The sequence below is a fragment of the uncultured Williamsia sp. genome, from assembly GCF_947494875.1.
Lineage (GTDB): Bacteria > Actinomycetota > Actinomycetes > Mycobacteriales > Mycobacteriaceae > Williamsia_A.
In genome coordinates this window covers 1,008,795-1,024,952 of the sequence record NZ_CANLWM010000001.1, presented here as the reverse complement: position 1 = coordinate 1,024,952, position 16,158 = coordinate 1,008,795, and the positions used below count along the sequence as shown (strand labels likewise).

Below are 16,158 nucleotides of genomic sequence, written 5' to 3'. Positions count from 1 at the left end.
TGACCCTGACACGGTGTCAGACGGGATCGTCGTGAGCGCCATGATCACCATCGGAGATTTCGCCTCACTCGGCCGGGTGTCGGTGCGGATGCTGCGGCACTACGACGCCATCGGGCTCCTCACCCCGGCGTTCGTCGACCCGCACACCGGCTACCGCCATTACGACCTGGATCAACTCCGCCGTCTGAACCGCATCGTCGCACTGAAGGAGCTCGGTCTCGGGCTCGACGTCGTGCGCCGCGTCCTCGACGACGACCTCACCGGTGACGACCTCCGCGCCATGCTGCGTCTGCGGCAGGCCGAGCTCGCCGAGTCGATCCGGGCCGACGCACACCGCCTGGCCCGCGTGCAGGCGCGACTCCGACTCATCGAGCAGGAGAACACCATGTCCGTCACCCCGACCACCGTCACGCTTCCCGCGACCCGCCTCCACGGGCGATCCGGGGTCGCGTCCGCCGCCGTCTCCGACGAGATCGGCCCGCTCATCCAGTCGCTGTACCCGACCGTCGTCGACACACTCGTCGCCGCAGGACATCCACCGGCCGGACCGGCTGTGGCGCACTACGAGTCGGCACCGGAGACGTCGGAGGACGCGTTGCGGGTGTGCGCCTGCTTCCCGACCGACGCGCTGGTCGGTCACCCCGAATCGGTCACCGACCTCGAGGTGATCGACGTCGCGGCCGGTGAGTTCGTGTCGCTGGTCCACCGCGGGTCGATGGACACCGTCGACGAGACCTATCAGCTGCTGCGGCGATGGGCCACCGAACAGGGCCTGCATCTCGACGGTCGCGGTCGCGAGGTGTACCTCGAGATGGGCGACGACCCCGACGAGTGGGTGACCGAGGTCCTCGTCGGCGTCACCCGCTGACCCAGCCCGTCGCAGACGTCCGCTCCACGTGAGCAGAGGGAGCATTGCCCTCGGCGCCCGTGGAGCGGACGTTCGTGACGGCGTCTACTTCTTCTTCGTGCCCGGGAGCACGCCGGCGTCGATGATGGCCTTGATGTAGGGGCGGATCCGGCCCATCAGCTCGTCGAAGTCGTCGACGCCGGCCCACGCGGCCGCCGCGGCGTCGTCGGTGATCACCTCGAGCTCGTCGTACAGGCGACCGCCCGCGTCGGACAAGGCATCCCGCTCGTCGGGACCGGTCTCGGCGAGGAGCCCGCGGGCGATGAGGGCCGACGACGCGGCGTCCCAGTCGTCGTCGGACCATCCGCGGGTGAGCTGCGAGATGCGTTTGCCCAGCCCGCGTTTGCGGATCGCGGGATCCGGATGCGACGCCTCGTGGAAGACGACCGCCTCCACACGGTCGAACCCGGCGGCGGTCAGTGCCGCCACGTGGCCGTCGCCGCGCCACTCGCGCAGCACCGACACCGCATGCCACAGACGCACGGCGGGATCCTCGGGTGGCGTCGCCTCCGCCCACGCGGACGCGAGCGTCCGGCCACCCATCGGGACGGATGCCCCGACGCTGAGCAGGCGGTCGGCGAGGGTTCGCACCTCGTCCGACGCGGCACGGTCGCCCCAGATGTCGCCGAGCGCGGTCGCCAGCATCTGCTCGCGACGCGCGTGCACGACGTCCAGGCCGACCTTCCGCGCTGCCGCCCACCCGGGTTCGACGATCGCGGGGTTGAAGTTGAAGAACGCCGCGGACACGACCGAACCGGCGCAGTCACCGAGCGGCGCGCCGCGGGCACCGACGTACCAGGCGTAGGGGTCGAGGCCCGTGTCGGACTGTGCCTCGCCGATGCCCGGGTGGAAGTAGGCGAGCACGTTCAGTGGCTCGAGCGTCTCGTAGGCGGTGCGTGCCCGGGCGCGCTGTGCGTCGTCGTACCTCGGTGGCGTCATGCACCGACCCTAGAACCGACCGGTTCGCCGCTCGCGCCCCGCCGTCGCCGCGGATGCGCGATCATCGACCGGATGAGCACCACCTCGGACACCGAGCAGACACCCGGCACCCAGCTCGGCGCCGGACTCAAGCCCCGGCACATCACGATGATCTCGATCGCGGGCGTCATCGGGGCGGGCCTGTTCGTCGGGTCCGCGAACGCCATCGAGAAGGCCGGGCCCGCCGTGCTCATCTCGTATCTGATGGCCGGCACCCTGGTCATCCTCGTGATGCGGATGCTCGGCGAGATGGCCACCGCGAACCCCGACACGGGGTCGTTCTCGGTGTACTCGACGCGCGCGCTCGGCCGCTGGGCCGGTTTCTCCGTCGGCTGGCTCTACTGGTGGTTCTGGGTGCTGGTGATCCCCGTCGAGGCGACCGCCGCGGCGTCGATCCTCACGAATCTGCTCGGCGGGCCGCAGTGGGTGTGGGCGTTGGCCGTCACCCTCCTGCTGACGGTCACGAACCTGGTCAGCGTCGGCAACTACGGCGAGTTCGAGTTCTGGTTCGCACTCATCAAGGTGGTCGCGATCGTCGCGTTCATCGTCGTCGGTGTGTTGGCGATCGTCGGCGTGTTCCCCGGCTCCGAGGTCAGCGGCGTGAAGAACCTGTGGGAGCCGGACGGGTTCATGCCCAACGGGTTCGGTGCCGTGATCACCGGTCTGCTCGTGACGATGTTCTCGTTCATGGGCACCGAGATCGTCACCATCGCCGCAGCGGAGTCCCCGGATCCGAAGGCCGGAATCACCAAGGCCGTCAACTCGGTGATCTGGCGGATCTCGCTCTTCTACATCGGGTCGATCTTCGTGGTGGTGTCGCTGCTGCCCTACAACCGCCTGCAGGACGGGTCGTATCAGTCGGTGCTCGAGGCGATCGGTATCCCGCAGTCCGGCCGGATCATGGACGTCGTCATCCTCACCGCGGTCGCGTCGTGCCTGAACTCGTCGCTGTACACCGCGTCACGGATGCTGTTCTCCCTCGGCGACCGCGGCGACGCCCCTCGTGCGGTGCGGTCGCTGACGTCCAAGGGCGTGCCGTGGGTCGCGGTGCTCGCCTCCATGGTGATCGGCTTCCTCGCCGTCGTCGGCAACTACGTCCTGCCCGACAAGATCTTCGGCTACCTGCTGGCGACCAGCGGCGCCGTCGCCCTGTTCGTCTACCTCGCGATCGCGTGCAGCCAACTGCGACTCGGCCGCACCCTGCGGGCGTCCGGCGAACGCCCGCCCGTGCGCATGTGGCTGTTCCCGTATCTGACGTCGGCGGTCATCGTGTTCATCGTCGCGGTGCTGGTGCTGATGGCGTTCGACAAGAGCCAGCAGCAGGCGATCGGGTTCTCGGTCATCTCAGCCGTGGTGATCATCGCGCTGGGCGTGTGGCGACAGCGGGCGGGGCAGGACTCCCCGGTCGACACCCGGAAGGACACCCGTGTCTGACGGCACCCGACCGCCGCACACCTGGATCGCCGTCGACCCCGACCGCTTCCTCACCGATGCGATCGCCGGCCTCGTCGCCGCCACCGACCACCTCGCGTGGGAGCCCGACCCCGGATTCCTCCACCGCACCGATCGCACCGACGACGGCGTGGCGCTGGTGTCCGGCGGCGGATCCGGCCACGAGCCCATGCATTCCGGGCTCGTCGGCGCGGGCATGCTCGACGCCGCCTGCCCTGGTCTGGTGTTCACCTCACCCAACGCCCTGCAGGTGGCAGCGGCGACGCGTCACGTCGACCGCGGCGCCGGTGTCCTGCACATCGTGAAGAACTACACCGGTGACGTGATGAACTTCCGCGTCGCACGGACGATGGTGCGCGACGAGGTGGCCACCGATCACGTCCTCGTCGACGACGACGTGGCCACCGATCCCGGAGCCGGAGACGACGAGGGCGGCCCCGGCCGACGCGGCACCGGGGCGACGGTCCTCGTCGAGAAGGTCTGTGGCGCAGCGGCGGCGCGGGGAGACAGCCTGGACACCGTCACCGCGATCGGCCGCCGGGTCGCCCACAACGCACGGAGCTTCTCCGTCGCGTTCGCGCCGTGCACCGTTCCCGAAGCGCGGAGCCCCAGCTTCGACCTCGCGCCGGGCGAGATGGAGTTCGGCGTCGGCATCCACGGCGAGGCCGGCGTCGACCGGATCCCGCAGCAACCCGCCGACGAGCTGGTGGACGGGATGCTCGGCCGGATCCTGGCCGCACTGCAACCGGATGACGGGGACGACCTGCTGGTTTTCGTCAACGGGCTCGGGACCGCGCATCCGCTGGAGCTGAACGTCGTGTTCGATCAGGCGGTCCGACAGCTCACCGACCGCGGGTTCACCGTCCGCCGCAGCCTCGTCGCGTCGCTGGTCACGGCACTCGACATGGCCGGCTTCTCCCTCACCGTCGTCCGCTGTGACGACGAGATCGTCGAGCTGTTCGACGCCCCGACCGGCGCGCCCGGGTGGCCCGCCGTCACCGCCACCGGCGCGTCCCGACCGGTCGACGTGCATTTCGCCGAGCCCGACGACGCCGCCGACTCCGGTGACGAATCCGCCTGGCTCACCGCGTTCGTCGGCAGGGTGCAGGAGTCGATCGACGATCTCACCGATCTCGATCGGCAGGCCGGCGACGGCGACTTCGGGACCAACATGGCTGCGGCGCTGCGTCACTTCGGGCTCCCCCTGCGCGGTTCCGACAGCGAGGTCCTGCGGGCCATCGGCACCTCGTTCCTCGTCCGGGCGGGCGGGACGTCCGGCGCACTGTTCGGCGTGTTCTTCGACGAACTCGCCCGGGCCGCAGGAGAGTCCGACGATCGCCTCGAGGTGCTCCGGACCGGCGTCGTCGAGGCGCTGCGCCGCATCCAGGACCTCGGCGGCGCCCGGGTCGGGGACGACACCCTCGTCGACGCGCTGTCACCCGCAGCCGACGCGCTAGGGGCGGGCGTATCTCTGGCGGAGGTGGCGACCGCCGCCGCCGACGGCGCCGAGTCGACGCGCGACCTCGTCGCGTCGCGGGGACGCGCGAGCTACGTGGGTGACCGGGCGCGCGGCGTCGTCGACCCGGGTGCCCTCGTCGTCGCGTGGTTCTTCGCCGCAGCGGCCGACGACCTGTGACCGTTCGCGCGGCCGGGTGGGTGTGGCTCGTCGCCGGCGCGGTCTACATCATCTGCGAAACCGTTGCTGCACAGCCTTACCCGGACTACAGCTACGCACGCGACTACATCAGCGCGCTCGGTGTCCCGCGCGTGTCCCCGTCGGCATCCCTGATGAACGCGGGGGCGTTCGTCCTCCACGGCGTGCTGTTCGCGACCGCCGGGGTGCTGCTGACCCGTTCCGTCCGGCAGCGCGGTCGAGCGTGGATCGCGTTCGCTGCGCTGACTGTGACGAACGGTGTCGGCAACGTGCTCGTCGGCCTGTTCCACGCCGGCGCCTCACCACTGCACGGGTTCGGTGCGCTGCTGGCGATCATCGGTGGCAACGCCGCGATGATCCTCGCCGGGCGTCTTTTTCGGGACGTCGGTGTCGCGCGCTGGCTCTGTGTCGCCGGCCGCATCGCTGGGGTCGTTGGGATCGCGAGTTTCGGTGCGCTGCTCGCGATCGCCGACCAGAACACGGGTGTGGAAGGTGCCGTCGAACGGGGCAGCGTCTACACGATCATCGCCTGGGACGTCGCGGTGGGACTCGTGCTGCTCAGCAGACGGCGGTCACCTCACTCGGTGTGAGGCTGGCCCGTCGAGGCACTCGTCCCACCGTCGACCGCGAGAAGCGCCCCCGTGACGTAGCGCGCGTCGTCGGAGGCGAGGAACACCACCGCCGGCGCGATGTCGTCGGGTTCCCCGGGTCGCCCGAGTGCGATCCGATTCACGAACGGCGCCAACGCCTTCTCGTCGCTGGCCATCCCCGACGTCATCTCGGTGAGGGTGAACGCGGGGAGCACGGCGTTGACCCGGACACCCCGTCCGCCGTAGTCCAGGGCGAGGGAGCGGACGAACCCCGTCATCGCGTGCTTCGAGGCGTTGTACGCTGCCTGACCCCAGTCCCCGGCGATCCCGGACACCGACGACACAGCCACGAGGTTCCCACCGGAGCGCACGAGTTCGGGCAACGTCGCCTGCGCGACGTGGAGGAAGCCGTCGATGTTGACCCCACGCAGCAGTGCCCAGTTCTCGTCGGTCAGTTCGGTGATGTCGCCGCCGCCGTCGTGGACGCCCGCGTTGGAGACCACGACGTCGATCCGCCCGAACCGCTCGAGTGTCGCGGCGACCATCGCGTCGACGTCCTCACGTCGGGCGACATCGCCCGGCAGCACCACGGCGCGCCCGTCGTCCGCACCGGCGACGGTCTCCTCGAGCGGTTCACGACGTCGGCCCGTGACGACGACGGTGGCCCCGTTGGCCAGGAACGCCCGGGCGATCGCGCGTCCGATGCCGGACCCCGCGCCGGTGACCACGACGACCTTGTCGTCGACTGCGTAGGTGTTGACGGTGCTCATGCGCTGCGTGCGCCTCCCTCGACGTGGATGGTCTCGCCGCTGACGAAGCCCGCGGTCATCATCCAGAGTGCCGCGTCGACGATGTCGTCGCTCCTGCCGACCCTGCCCACGGGGTTCGTGGCGGCGACCCCGTCGAACAGCGAACCCCGGTCGGCGTCGGCCATACCGTCCCAGGTCCCCGAGTCGACGATGCCCGGCGAGATGGCGTTCACCCGCACGGGGGCGAGTTCCCTGGCGAGGTGACTCGCGGCGAACGCGACCGCGCCGTTGGTGATGCCCATGACGGCCTTCCCCGGCGACGGCTTCCAGGCCGCCACACCGGAGAAGAGCGTGAGCGAGCCGCTCGCCGGCATCGACGGCGCGAAATGCTTGGCGACGAGCATCGGGCCGATCACCTTCGCCTCGAACGCCGTGACAGTCCGGTCGTGGTCGAGCTCGGTGACCGCGACGTTGTGGTGTGCCGCCGAGGTCACGACGATGTGGTCGACGGCGCCGAGCGTGGCGGCCGCGTCGCGGACGGTCGCCTCGTCGGTGACGTCGATCGCGAGCGAGCGGGCGCCCGCTCCGAGAGATGTCGCGGCCAGGGCCGCCGCCTCGCCGTCGCGCGCCCCGACGACGACATCGGCCCCGAGCTCCGCCGCCCGGCGGGCGATGGCCAGTCCGAGGTTCTTCGCACCGCCGATCACGAGCACGGTCGTGCCGTCGAGTCGCTGTGTCATGTCGTCTCCTCCTGGTGTCGTGAATCTGTCGAGCAGGACGGTATGGTTTCGATACCGGTATCTACAACGAAACCGACCAGGAGCAGCGACGATGAGCACCCGTGCGTACGACGTGATGGCACCGACATGCTCCAGTCGGGTGGTGCTGCATCGGATCGGCGCGCGCTGGACCGTGTTCGTGGTGACCGCGCTCGCCGACGGGCCGATGCGGTTCACCGCGCTGAAGGCGCACATCCAGGGCATCACCCCGAAGGTGTTGACCGAGACGCTGCGCGCCCTGCACCACGACGGTCTCGTCGACCGCATCGACCGCGGCGGTCAGCCCCCACACGTCGAGTACGCACTGACCGAGCTCGGGCGGTCACTGCTGGTGCCGCTCGCGGCCGTCCGCGAGTGGGCCGAGACCCATGTGCCCGACGTCGAGGCGGCGAATGCCCGCACCGACCGCGGTCGGGGATAACGGCTCGATCACGGCGACCCGGCCGCGGTCACGATCGCCGTTCGATCTCCCGCACACGATTCGGGCCCCGCCTCAGCGGGCACCATGGGGACATGGCTGATGCACAGGACAAGGTGTTCGTCGTCGTCGGTGCAACCGGCGAACTCGGGTCGCGGATCGCGAAGGGGCTCGCCGAGAAGGGCGCAGCCCTCACGCTGACGGGGTCGTCGGAGGAGTCTGTCGGGAAGCTCGACATCGACGGCGCTCACACGATCGCCGCCGATCTGCGTCAACCCGACGCCGGCCAGAAGATCATCGACGCCGCGCGTGACCAGCACGGCCGCATCGACGGGGTGGTCATCGCGGCGGGCGTCGCCGCCTTCGGACCGCTCGTCGACATCGACGACGACACCGTCGACGACCTCGTCCTCATCGACTTCCTCGGCCCGCTGCGCATCACGCGTGCGGCGCTGCCGGTGGTGGAACAGGGCGGTGTGATCGCGAGCATCAGCGCGGTGTTGGCCGAGCAGCCGGTCGCGTTCATGGCGACCTATTCAGCGGTGAAATCGGCTGCGGCGGCTCTGTTCTCGGCGGTCGCGAAGGAGGCACGCAAGAGCAAGATCCGCGTCGTCGACATCCGTCCCCCGCACACCGAGACCGGTCTGGCCGATCGCGCGATCGCCGGTGACCCGCCGAAGATGCCGTCCGGTGCCGATCCGGACGCCGTCGCCGCCCGTATCGTCGAAGCCCTTCTCGGCGACGACAAGGATCTCGCCAGCAGCGAGTTCAGCTGACGATCACCGCGGGCTACCTGCGCAGCGACGATCGGGACACCGGGAAGTCGAAGTAGGTGTCCGGGAACGGTTCCGGCTTGTAGGTGAAGTGCCACCACTCGTAGGAGTACGGCGCGAATCCCTGCTGCACCAGCCCGTTGAGCAGCATCACGCGGTTGCGCAGCTGTTGTCCCTGGATTCGCGGGTCGAGGGGCCACGCGAGGGTGTTGAAGCAGTCGAACCCGGTTCCCATGTCGATGGAGTTGTCCGGGAAGCGGAGCGCCTGGGGCGCCGTGCAGTCGACGAGCTTCTGCCCGCGCACATAGGGCCGTGTCTGCCGGGCCGGCAGCCGGACCAGGGTGAGATCCATGGTGCTGCCGCGGCTGTGCCCGGACTGTTCGGCGATGTAGCCGTCCCGGAACAGATTCGCCTTGTCGACGCCGGTGTAGAACTCGGCCTTCATCCGCTGGTCGTCGAGTCGCTTCGCCCAGGCGACGAAGTCGTTCACCGCGCGTTGGGGGCGGTAGCAGTCGTACACCTTCAGCGAGTAGCCCTGCAGGAGGAACAGGATCTGCGCGCGGTGCAGTCCGTCGGCTGCCTGCCGGGTGAGGATGCACATCGGCGCGCGGTATCCGTCGACGGGATCACCGGTGAAGTTGTGCGGCGTGAAGTATCGGATCTCCTGGATGATCGTCGGATCCACGTCGCTGAGGGCCACGAAATCCGACGGAGCCTTCGGATCGACCGGCGCGGCAGAGGCGGATGGCGCGGCCAGTGACAGCGCGACGAGGACAGCGGCCAACACCGCGAGGAGTCGTACGTTCATGCCTCGGGATCATCGCACCGTGGTCGGCAGGGTGTCGGTCAACGGGGTGTTCTGGCCCGCGGCGACCCACCACCGGCCGTCGTGGCGCACCAGCACGTACATCGCCATCTCCGAGAACCCGCCGTCGATGGCACGGCGACGGATCTGGGCGATCACGACGTCGTCGGTCGGTGACGACGCCTGCGCCACTTCGAACGCCGACGCCGGGGCGACCGGCGTCGACGAGCCCAGCTGGGCACGGTGGATGGCGTTGAGGGGCGCGAACCCCTGCAGTACCTGCCCCTTCGGTGAGCCCCACAGGATGTCGTCGGCGAAGGTGCGGTCGTAGGTGTCGGCGTCGGCGGCGTCGAGACCGCGCTGGAGATGGTCGACGAGGTGCGTGACCGCGTCGCGGTGATCGCCACGGTCCAGCGTCGGACGGTCGATGTGTTCCATGGCGCCGACGCTAAGACCTCGACTCCACTCGAGGTCAACAGGCGACCGATGAGTTCCGTCGCTCCCAGCGGTCGGTATCTGTGAACCCCGATGAGAGGAGCCGAGACCGATGACGGGTCACTGGTGGAGTGGCAGGCGGTCCCCGGTGCGTGGATCCAGGTGTACGCCGATGCCGACCGCGCCGGTCGGACCCAGCTGAACCTCGCCGTCGACGACCTCGACGCGGAGATCGCCGCGGTGACGGCGCGCGGTGTCGAGGTCGGCGACGTGGTCGAGGCGAACAAGGGTGTCCGCCTCGCGCCGATCACCGACCCCGACGGCAACGTGGTGACGCTGATCGGCGGATTCCGCGTCGACTACTGAGGCGGACGGTCAGAAACGTCCGCCATACGGCGGCCGAGGGAGCATTGCCCTCGGCGCACGTATGGCGGACGTTTGTGACGGTGTCAGCCCAGGACCAGCGAGTCGCCGTCAGCGCTGACGTTCACCGGCACGACGTCACCGTCGGTGACGGTGCCCGCGAGCAGCTGCTTGGCGAGCTGGTCGCCGATCGCCTGCTGCACCAGCCGCCGCAGCGGTCGCGCACCGTACAGAGGGTCGAATCCTCGTGCGGCGAGCCACCTCTTGGCGTTGTCGCTGACCTCGAGCTCGAGGCGGCGCTGTGCCAGGCGCTCCTTGAGCTGACCGAGCTGGATGTCGACGATCCGCGTCAGCTCCTCCGGGTTCAGTCCGTCGAAGATCAGCACGTCGTCGAGGCGGTTGATGAACTCGGGCTTGAACGCCGAGCGCACCGCCGTCATCACCTGCTCCTCGCTGCCACCGGCACCGAGGTTCGACGTCAGGATCAGGATGGTGTTGCGGAAGTCGACCGTCCGTCCCTGACCGTCGGTCAGACGTCCCTCGTCGAGCACTTGGAGCAGCACGTCGAACACGTCGGGGTGGGCCTTCTCGATCTCGTCGAACAGGACCACCGTGTACGGGCGACGCCGGACCGCCTCGGTCAGCTGGCCACCGGCCTCGTAGCCGACGTAACCGGGAGGCGCACCGACGAGCCGTGCGACGCTGTGCTTCTCGCCGTACTCACTCATGTCGATGCGGACCATCGCGCGGTCGTCGTCGAACAGGAATTCCGCCAACGCCTTCGCGAGCTCGGTCTTGCCGACGCCCGTCGGGCCCAGGAACATGAACGACCCCAGCGGACGGTTCGGGTCGGCGACACCGGCGCGGGCGCGGCGTACCGCGTCCGACACCGCTTCGACGGCCTTCCTCTGACCGATCACCCGGTGACCGAGCTCGTCCTCCATCCGCAGCAGCTTGGCGGTCTCACCCTCGAGCATGCGGCCGGCCGGGACGCCGGTCCACGCGGAGACGACCTCGGCGACGTCGTCGGGACCGACCTCCTCCTTGAGCATCACGTCCTCGTTCACGATGGCGCCCTTGTCCGCCGCCGCCTCGAGTTGCTTCTCGAGTGCGGGGATCTGGCCGTATCGCAGCTCTGCGGCACGACCGAGGTCACCGTCGCGCTCGGCCCGGTCGGATTCGCCGCGCAACGTCTCGAGCTGCTCCTTGAGGTCGCGGACCGAGTCGATGGCCTGCTTCTCGCCCTGCCAGCGGGCGGTCAGCTCGGCGAGCTTCTCCTTCTGGTCGGCGAGCTCACCGCGCAGCTTCTCCAGCCGCAGCTTGGACGCCTCGTCGGTCTCCTTCTCCAGGGCGACCTCCTCGACCTCGAGCCGTCGGACGATGCGCTCGACCTCGTCGATCTCGACGGGCCGCGAGTCGATCTCCATACGCAGGCGCGATGCGGCCTCGTCGACGAGGTCGATCGCCTTGTCCGGCAGGAACCGCGACGTGATGTACCGATCGGACAGGGACGCGGCGGCGACCAGCGCGGAGTCGGTGATGCGGACACCGTGGTGCACCTCGTACCGGTCCTTCAGACCACGCAGGATGCCGACGGTGTCCTCCACCGACGGCTCACCGACGTAGACCTGCTGGAACCGGCGCTCCAGCGCGGCGTCCTTCTCGATGTACTGGCGGTACTCCTCGAGCGTGGTCGCACCGACCAGTCGCAGCTCGCCGCGGGCGAGCATCGGCTTGATCATGTTGCCCGCGTCCATCGCCGAGTCACCGGTGGCGCCGGCGCCGACGATCGTGTGCAGCTCGTCGATGAAGGTGATGACCTGACCGGCCGAGCCCTTGATGTCGTCGAGGACGGCCTTCAGCCGCTCCTCGAACTCACCGCGGTACTTGGCGCCGGCGACCATCGACGAGAGATCCAGGCTGACGACGGTCTTGCCGCGCAACGACTCCGGGACATCGCCGGCGATGATGCGCTGTGCGAGCCCCTCGACGATCGCGGTCTTGCCGACGCCGGGCTCACCGATGAGCACCGGGTTGTTCTTGGTCCGGCGGCTGAGCACCTGGACGACGCGGCGGATCTCGGTGTCGCGACCGATGACCGGGTCGAGCTTGCCCTCGCGGGCCTGTGCGGTCAGGTCGGTGGAGTACTTCTCGAGCGCCTGATAGGTCGACTCGGGATCGGGTGAGGTGACGCGCGCGCTGCCGCGCACGGCCACGAACGCCTCACGCAGCGCCTGCGGTGTCGCGCCGACGTCGTGCAGGAGCTTGGCGACGTCGGAGTCGCCGGTCGCGAGACCGACCATGAGGTGCTCGGTGGACACGTACTCGTCGTCGAGTTCGCCGGCCAGCTGCTGGGCGGCCGAGATGGCCGCGATGCTGTCGCGAGTCAGCTGCGGCGCGGCGTTGCCGCCGGACGCCGAGGGCATCCGGCGAACCATCGCCTGAGCCTGGGTCAGCACCGACTGCGGATCGACACCGACCGCCTTGAGCAGGGGCGATGCGATCCCGTCGGGCTGCTGGAGCAGTTCGACGAGAACGTGCGCGGGACGCACATCGGGGTTGCCGGCCGCGGTCGCGGACTGCACCGCGGCAGACAGCGCGGCCTGCGTCTTGGTCGTCGGGTTGAACCCGCCGCCGTTCGGTTGGGTCATGGGCTCACCTTTCTTGAGTGAGGTATGTGCAAGTCTTGTCGGGCCGACTGGTCCGTCCTACGACTCAACGCACCACCACTTGAGTCTGTTCCGCTCAAGTATGGGGTAGTCGGTCGACGGGCGCAAGCACCGACCTGGCTCACCGGGGTCAGCTCACTTCGAGCCGCGTGCCCACTTCATGCCCCAGCCGTACGTCTCGTCGAGCAGTCGCTGTCCGCCGTTGACGTAGCGGACCTCCCGCGTGACGCTCAGCTCCCCGTCGCGCACCTCGAGCAGCGCGATGGCGCAGGTGATGGCGCCGGCCTCGGCGCTGTCGAGGCGCACCTCGACCTCGGTCCCACCCGGCGGGAAGAGCGTCACCACGCCGTCCGCGGCCGACCAGTTCGGTGTCCCCTCGTAGATGAACGCGAACACCAGGATGCGACGGAAGTCCGCGAGGTGGGAGAGGTCGATGAGGAGGTTCTCGCCGTCGGACACCGTGCCGCTCCGGTCGTCGCCGTCGAGCAGGATCCACGGCGGCGCGGTCAGGCTGCCGAAGGTGTTGCCGAGCGCCTGGACCACGCCCTTGCTGCCGTCGGCGAGTTCGTAGAGACATCCCAGGTCGAGGTCGATGCCCGACGACTTCTTCCGGAACAGGCCACCTGCGCCCGCCCCCGCGCCCCGACTCCAGTTCAGGTTCACCCGCATGGTGCCGGTCGGCCTGTCCCGCGCCTTGGCCAACGAGACGGTCGGCGCGGACTTTGTCAGCGTGATCTTGCCGAGGTTCACCGGGGCGGGCGGCGGTGTCGGCGCCGCGGGTGGTGCGCTCGGAGCGGCCGACGGTGTGGGGGCGTCGTCGACGGTCACCCCGTGTTCGGTCACCAGCGCGGTGAACCCCGCATCCCACCCCGCGGACACGTTGCGGACCTTCCACGCGTCGCCGCGGCGGTAGATCTCGGCGAGCACCGCGGCACGCTCGGTGGTGAGCCCGATGGCGGGCATCGCGACGTCCCCGATGGCGACGGCGAGTCCGCGGACGTCGGCGAGGGTGCCGGGGGCTGCGTCGTCGAGGACGACCGCGATCCGCAGGGTGTCGATGTCCGCCGGGACGGCGGTCAGGTCGACATCGACGCCGTCGGGACCGGTCAGGCGGACCGCGCCCTCCGGAGCCACCGGGTTGTTGAAGAACACGAAGTCGTCGTCGGAGCGGACACGTCCGGCCGCGGTCACCTGGAACACCATCAGGTCGCACGTCCCGGCCGACGGCCCCGACACCGACACCCCGAATCGGCGGGTGTCGATCTGGACGTTCTCTCCCCGGCCGAGTGTCGTCATCTCCCGACCGTAACCGTCATCCGATCACGTAGACGAGGCCGTGACCGACGTCGGACAGTGCACGGGTGAAGGCACGCGCCTCGGTCAGGTACTCGTTGATCGTGTCGGCGGACCAGTCGAGGGGGCCGAGCGTCGCGGCCGTGTCCTCGTCGACGTCGTCGACGAGCAGCAGGTCGTCGGCGATGACCGCCACCTCGTCGGGGTCGAGGACGACGACGTACGGCTCGTACTCGTAGCCGATCCAGCGGACGTGGCCGGCGACGAGGTCGAGTGCAGGTCGCCCCGCGAGCAGTTGCTGCAGCGGACCCCATGCCTTGTCGAGATAGAGCATCACCGGTCGCTCGTCGACCGGACCCCACGCGTCCATCAACGGGTCGTGCGAGAGGAACAGCCGGGGGTCGTCGTGGGCCTGCTCGACGAGCTCGGCCGGCACCGGATAGGCGTAATAGCGGATTCCCATGCGCGCAGCGTCGGCGCGCGCCCCGTCATCCCGACGGGTGCGACCCTCGTTGCTGTGGACAACCCAGCGACGACGGGACCGTCCGGACGATCTGTGGATCGAGGACGTCGGTCAGCGCCGGATCCCGGCGACCAGTCGGTCCCAGTTCCCCGACGCGACGGCGATGCGGTCGGCCTCGGACAGGTCGCTGCCGTCGAGGAAGGTGCGGGCGGCACCGTCGTCGAGGGGGACGTAGGGGTAGTCGGTGGCGAACATCAACCGCTCGATCGGCATCACGTCCCGCGCCCACCCGAGGTAGCGGCGGCTGAGCATCCCCGCCGGGGTGAGATAAGCGTTGTCGGTGAGGTAGTCGGTGACGCTGCGGTCGAGTCCCCCGGCGGGACCGATGCGGTCGGCGCGTTCGACGTAGAACGCGAGCACCTCTCCCCAGTGGCCCAGGATGATCTGCAGGTCCGGGAACCTGTCGAAGACGCCCGCCAGCGTGAGGCGGAGGAACTCGACGCCGGTGTCGTAGTGCCACCCGATCGCGTAGGTGGCGAGGCCCATCTCGACGGCGTCGCCGAAACCGCGGTAGTAGGCCTGCCGGACCGCGGCCGGCGCCACCTGCGGGTGCAGGTACAGGGGTGCGCGCAATGCCTCGGCGGCCTCGAAGATCGGCCAGAACCGGGGGCTGTCGATCGGCTCGTCGCGCACCCGCGAGAAGATCATCGCCCCGTGGAAGCCGAGCTGCCGCACGGCTCGGTCGAGTTCGGCGGCCGCCGCCTCGGGGCGTTGCGGGGCCAGCGTGGCGAAGGCCTGCATCCGGTCGGACGCGCCTCGCACCGCGTCGGCCACCTGGTCGTTCGTGGCCGACTGCAGCGCCACGGCCTCGGATTCGTCGAGATCGAACAGCCCCGGGGTCGTCAGCGAGATCACGTGCTGATCGACACCGACCGCGTCCATCAGCGCCGTGCGTTCGTCGCCGAAGCTGCGGAGCTTGCGGTCCACGTCCGCCGCCATGTCGGCGGGGAACGCCGCCATCGGGTCGACGAGTCCCTCCCCCAGCCGCGACCACGCGGCCGCGACGTCGTCGGTGAGGTAGTGCTCTTCGAGGCCCACGATCCGCATGTCGTCCAGTGTCGTGCGATCGCACGAACCCGGCCACCACTTCGTGTCATTCGGTAACGACTTGCCCGATGTGCCCGACATGTCACCCGTACGGATGATCGGTCACCGAGGAGTCGTCATGAAGATCAGGTTGGTCGCCCCCGCTGTCGCGGTCGTCGCGCTGTGTTCGCTCACCGCCTGCGGGGCCTCCCCGTCGGACACCGCCACCCCGTCTCCGCAGACTGCGGTCACGACGGTCGTCACGATCACCCGGGCACCGACCACGACACCACTGCCCGTAGACACGACCGACCCCACCGACGACGAGACCTCGACTCTCCAACCCGCGCCGACGACGGCGACCAACCAGTCCGGGAGTTCCACACCGGAGTTCGTCGGCCACTACCAAGCCCACGACTCGGAGATGGACATCTCCAGCGACAACACAGGCTGGATGGACCTCGGAGACGGCGCGGCGAACTACGAGCGGTGGCGGACCGCATGGTCGAAGACCGGTGACGGGATGACGCTTCGCCTCGTCCGCAGGGACGAGAAGCGGGGTTTGGGCGTGAACGGACCCCTGGTGCCGGGCACAGAGTTCGCGGCCTCGTTCACCACCGGCGGCAAAGGTGTCACCATCTTGCACATGACCAAGGCGGGACAGGACTACGTCGACTGGTGCGACCTGAATCGCTTCGGCTACACGTACGAGTGCGGCGCCTGATCCCTGTAGCAGTTCGTGTC

17 protein-coding genes and 1 pseudogene are annotated in these 16,158 nt (G+C 69.4%); 8 read left to right on the top strand and 10 right to left on the bottom strand.

The genetic code is table 11. The features are described 5' to 3' along the window. The first annotated feature begins 13 nt into the window (after positions 1–13). Positions 14–868 (top strand): MerR family transcriptional regulator, encoded by an 855-nt coding sequence (locus Q1A98_RS04790; RefSeq protein WP_299570291.1) that lies wholly within the window; start codon positions 14–16, stop codon positions 866–868. Between the two features lie 84 nt (positions 869–952). Here Q1A98_RS04790 and Q1A98_RS04785 read toward each other — a convergent pair whose 3' ends face one another. Then, entirely contained in the window at positions 953–1,846 is an 894-nt protein-coding gene (locus Q1A98_RS04785; RefSeq protein ID WP_299570290.1) for a hypothetical protein, read from the bottom strand. A 72-nt stretch (positions 1,847–1,918) separates the two neighbouring features. Here Q1A98_RS04785 and Q1A98_RS04780 point away from each other — a divergent pair, with 72 nt between their 5' ends. The 3 genes from Q1A98_RS04780 to Q1A98_RS04770 are packed head-to-tail and all read left to right on the top strand — an operon-like array spanning position 1,919 to position 5,581. Further along, complete coding sequence (locus Q1A98_RS04780) at positions 1,919–3,319, top strand: amino acid permease (protein ID WP_299570289.1); 1,401 nt, start codon at positions 1,919–1,921, stop codon at positions 3,317–3,319. After that, complete coding sequence (locus Q1A98_RS04775) at positions 3,312–4,973, top strand: dihydroxyacetone kinase family protein (protein WP_299570288.1); 1,662 nt, start codon at positions 3,312–3,314, stop codon at positions 4,971–4,973. Before Q1A98_RS04780 ends, Q1A98_RS04775 begins: the two co-directional genes overlap by 8 nt. Continuing rightward, positions 4,970–5,581 carry a DUF998 domain-containing protein gene (locus Q1A98_RS04770; RefSeq protein ID WP_299570286.1) on the top strand — a complete coding sequence of 204 codons (612 nt, stop codon included), beginning with the start codon at positions 4,970–4,972 and terminating at the stop codon, positions 5,579–5,581. The genes Q1A98_RS04775 and Q1A98_RS04770 overlap by 4 nt, the downstream gene beginning before the upstream one ends. On the opposite strand, the gene Q1A98_RS04765 is transcribed toward Q1A98_RS04770, so the two are convergent. Both Q1A98_RS04765 and Q1A98_RS04760 read right to left on the bottom strand, forming a co-directional pair. After that, positions 5,569–6,351 carry an SDR family NAD(P)-dependent oxidoreductase gene (locus Q1A98_RS04765; protein ID WP_299570285.1) on the bottom strand — a complete coding sequence of 261 codons (783 nt, stop codon included), beginning with the start codon at positions 6,349–6,351 and terminating at the stop codon, positions 5,569–5,571. The two genes, Q1A98_RS04770 and Q1A98_RS04765, sit on opposite strands and share 13 nt — an antisense overlap. Further along, positions 6,348–7,070 (bottom strand): SDR family oxidoreductase, encoded by a 723-nt coding sequence (locus Q1A98_RS04760; RefSeq protein ID WP_299570284.1) that lies wholly within the window; start codon positions 7,068–7,070, stop codon positions 6,348–6,350. The genes Q1A98_RS04765 and Q1A98_RS04760 overlap by 4 nt, the downstream gene beginning before the upstream one ends. Positions 7,071–7,161: 91 nt before the next feature. Here Q1A98_RS04760 and Q1A98_RS04755 point away from each other — a divergent pair, with 91 nt between their 5' ends. Continuing rightward, a complete protein-coding gene (locus Q1A98_RS04755; protein ID WP_299570282.1) occupies positions 7,162–7,530 on the top strand; it encodes a helix-turn-helix domain-containing protein in 369 nt (122 codons plus the stop codon). A gap of 92 nt (positions 7,531–7,622) precedes the next feature. Further along, entirely contained in the window at positions 7,623–8,303 is a 681-nt protein-coding gene (locus Q1A98_RS04750; RefSeq protein ID WP_299570280.1) for an SDR family NAD(P)-dependent oxidoreductase, read from the top strand. A 13-nt stretch (positions 8,304–8,316) separates the two neighbouring features. Here Q1A98_RS04750 and Q1A98_RS04745 read toward each other — a convergent pair whose 3' ends face one another. Both Q1A98_RS04745 and Q1A98_RS04740 read right to left on the bottom strand, forming a co-directional pair. Beyond that, positions 8,317–9,108 carry a M15 family metallopeptidase gene (locus Q1A98_RS04745; RefSeq protein WP_299570279.1) on the bottom strand — a complete coding sequence of 264 codons (792 nt, stop codon included), beginning with the start codon at positions 9,106–9,108 and terminating at the stop codon, positions 8,317–8,319. Positions 9,109–9,117: 9 nt separating this feature from the next. Further along, positions 9,118–9,543: a DUF4440 domain-containing protein gene (locus Q1A98_RS04740; RefSeq protein WP_299570277.1), complete on the bottom strand. Its 426-nt coding sequence runs from the start codon at positions 9,541–9,543 to the stop codon at positions 9,118–9,120. 90 nt (positions 9,544–9,633) lie between these two features. Between Q1A98_RS04740 and Q1A98_RS04735 the strand changes: the two genes are divergently transcribed. After that, positions 9,634–9,906: a VOC family protein gene (locus tag Q1A98_RS04735; protein WP_299570275.1), complete on the top strand. Its 273-nt coding sequence runs from the start codon at positions 9,634–9,636 to the stop codon at positions 9,904–9,906. Positions 9,907–9,989: 83 nt separating this feature from the next. Here Q1A98_RS04735 and clpB read toward each other — a convergent pair whose 3' ends face one another. The 5 genes and pseudogenes from clpB to Q1A98_RS04710 all read right to left on the bottom strand — a co-directional run bounded on the left by clpB (position 9,990) and on the right by Q1A98_RS04710 (position 15,435). Beyond that, positions 9,990–12,554, bottom strand: coding sequence for an ATP-dependent chaperone ClpB (gene clpB, locus Q1A98_RS04730; RefSeq protein ID WP_299570274.1), 2,565 nt, complete (start codon positions 12,552–12,554; stop codon positions 9,990–9,992). 153 nt (positions 12,555–12,707) lie between these two features. Beyond that, positions 12,708–13,322, bottom strand: coding sequence for a Tellurium resistance (locus Q1A98_RS04725; RefSeq protein ID WP_299570580.1), 615 nt, complete (start codon positions 13,320–13,322; stop codon positions 12,708–12,710). Positions 13,323–13,418: 96 nt separating this feature from the next. Then, positions 13,419–13,868: pseudogene (locus Q1A98_RS04720) on the bottom strand (TerD family protein); the annotation flags it as partial. 16 nt (positions 13,869–13,884) lie between these two features. Further along, the gene (locus Q1A98_RS04715) at positions 13,885–14,328 is read right to left on the bottom strand and encodes a hypothetical protein (RefSeq protein ID WP_299570273.1); all 444 of its coding nucleotides are present in this window, start codon (positions 14,326–14,328) and stop codon (positions 13,885–13,887) included. 111 nt (positions 14,329–14,439) lie between these two features. Continuing rightward, positions 14,440–15,435 carry an amidohydrolase family protein gene (locus Q1A98_RS04710; RefSeq protein ID WP_299570272.1) on the bottom strand — a complete coding sequence of 332 codons (996 nt, stop codon included), beginning with the start codon at positions 15,433–15,435 and terminating at the stop codon, positions 14,440–14,442. A gap of 118 nt (positions 15,436–15,553) precedes the next feature. Between Q1A98_RS04710 and Q1A98_RS04705 the strand changes: the two genes are divergently transcribed. Next, positions 15,554–16,138 carry a hypothetical protein gene (locus Q1A98_RS04705; RefSeq protein WP_299570271.1) on the top strand — a complete coding sequence of 195 codons (585 nt, stop codon included), beginning with the start codon at positions 15,554–15,556 and terminating at the stop codon, positions 16,136–16,138. The last annotated feature ends 20 nt before the right edge of the window (positions 16,139–16,158 follow it).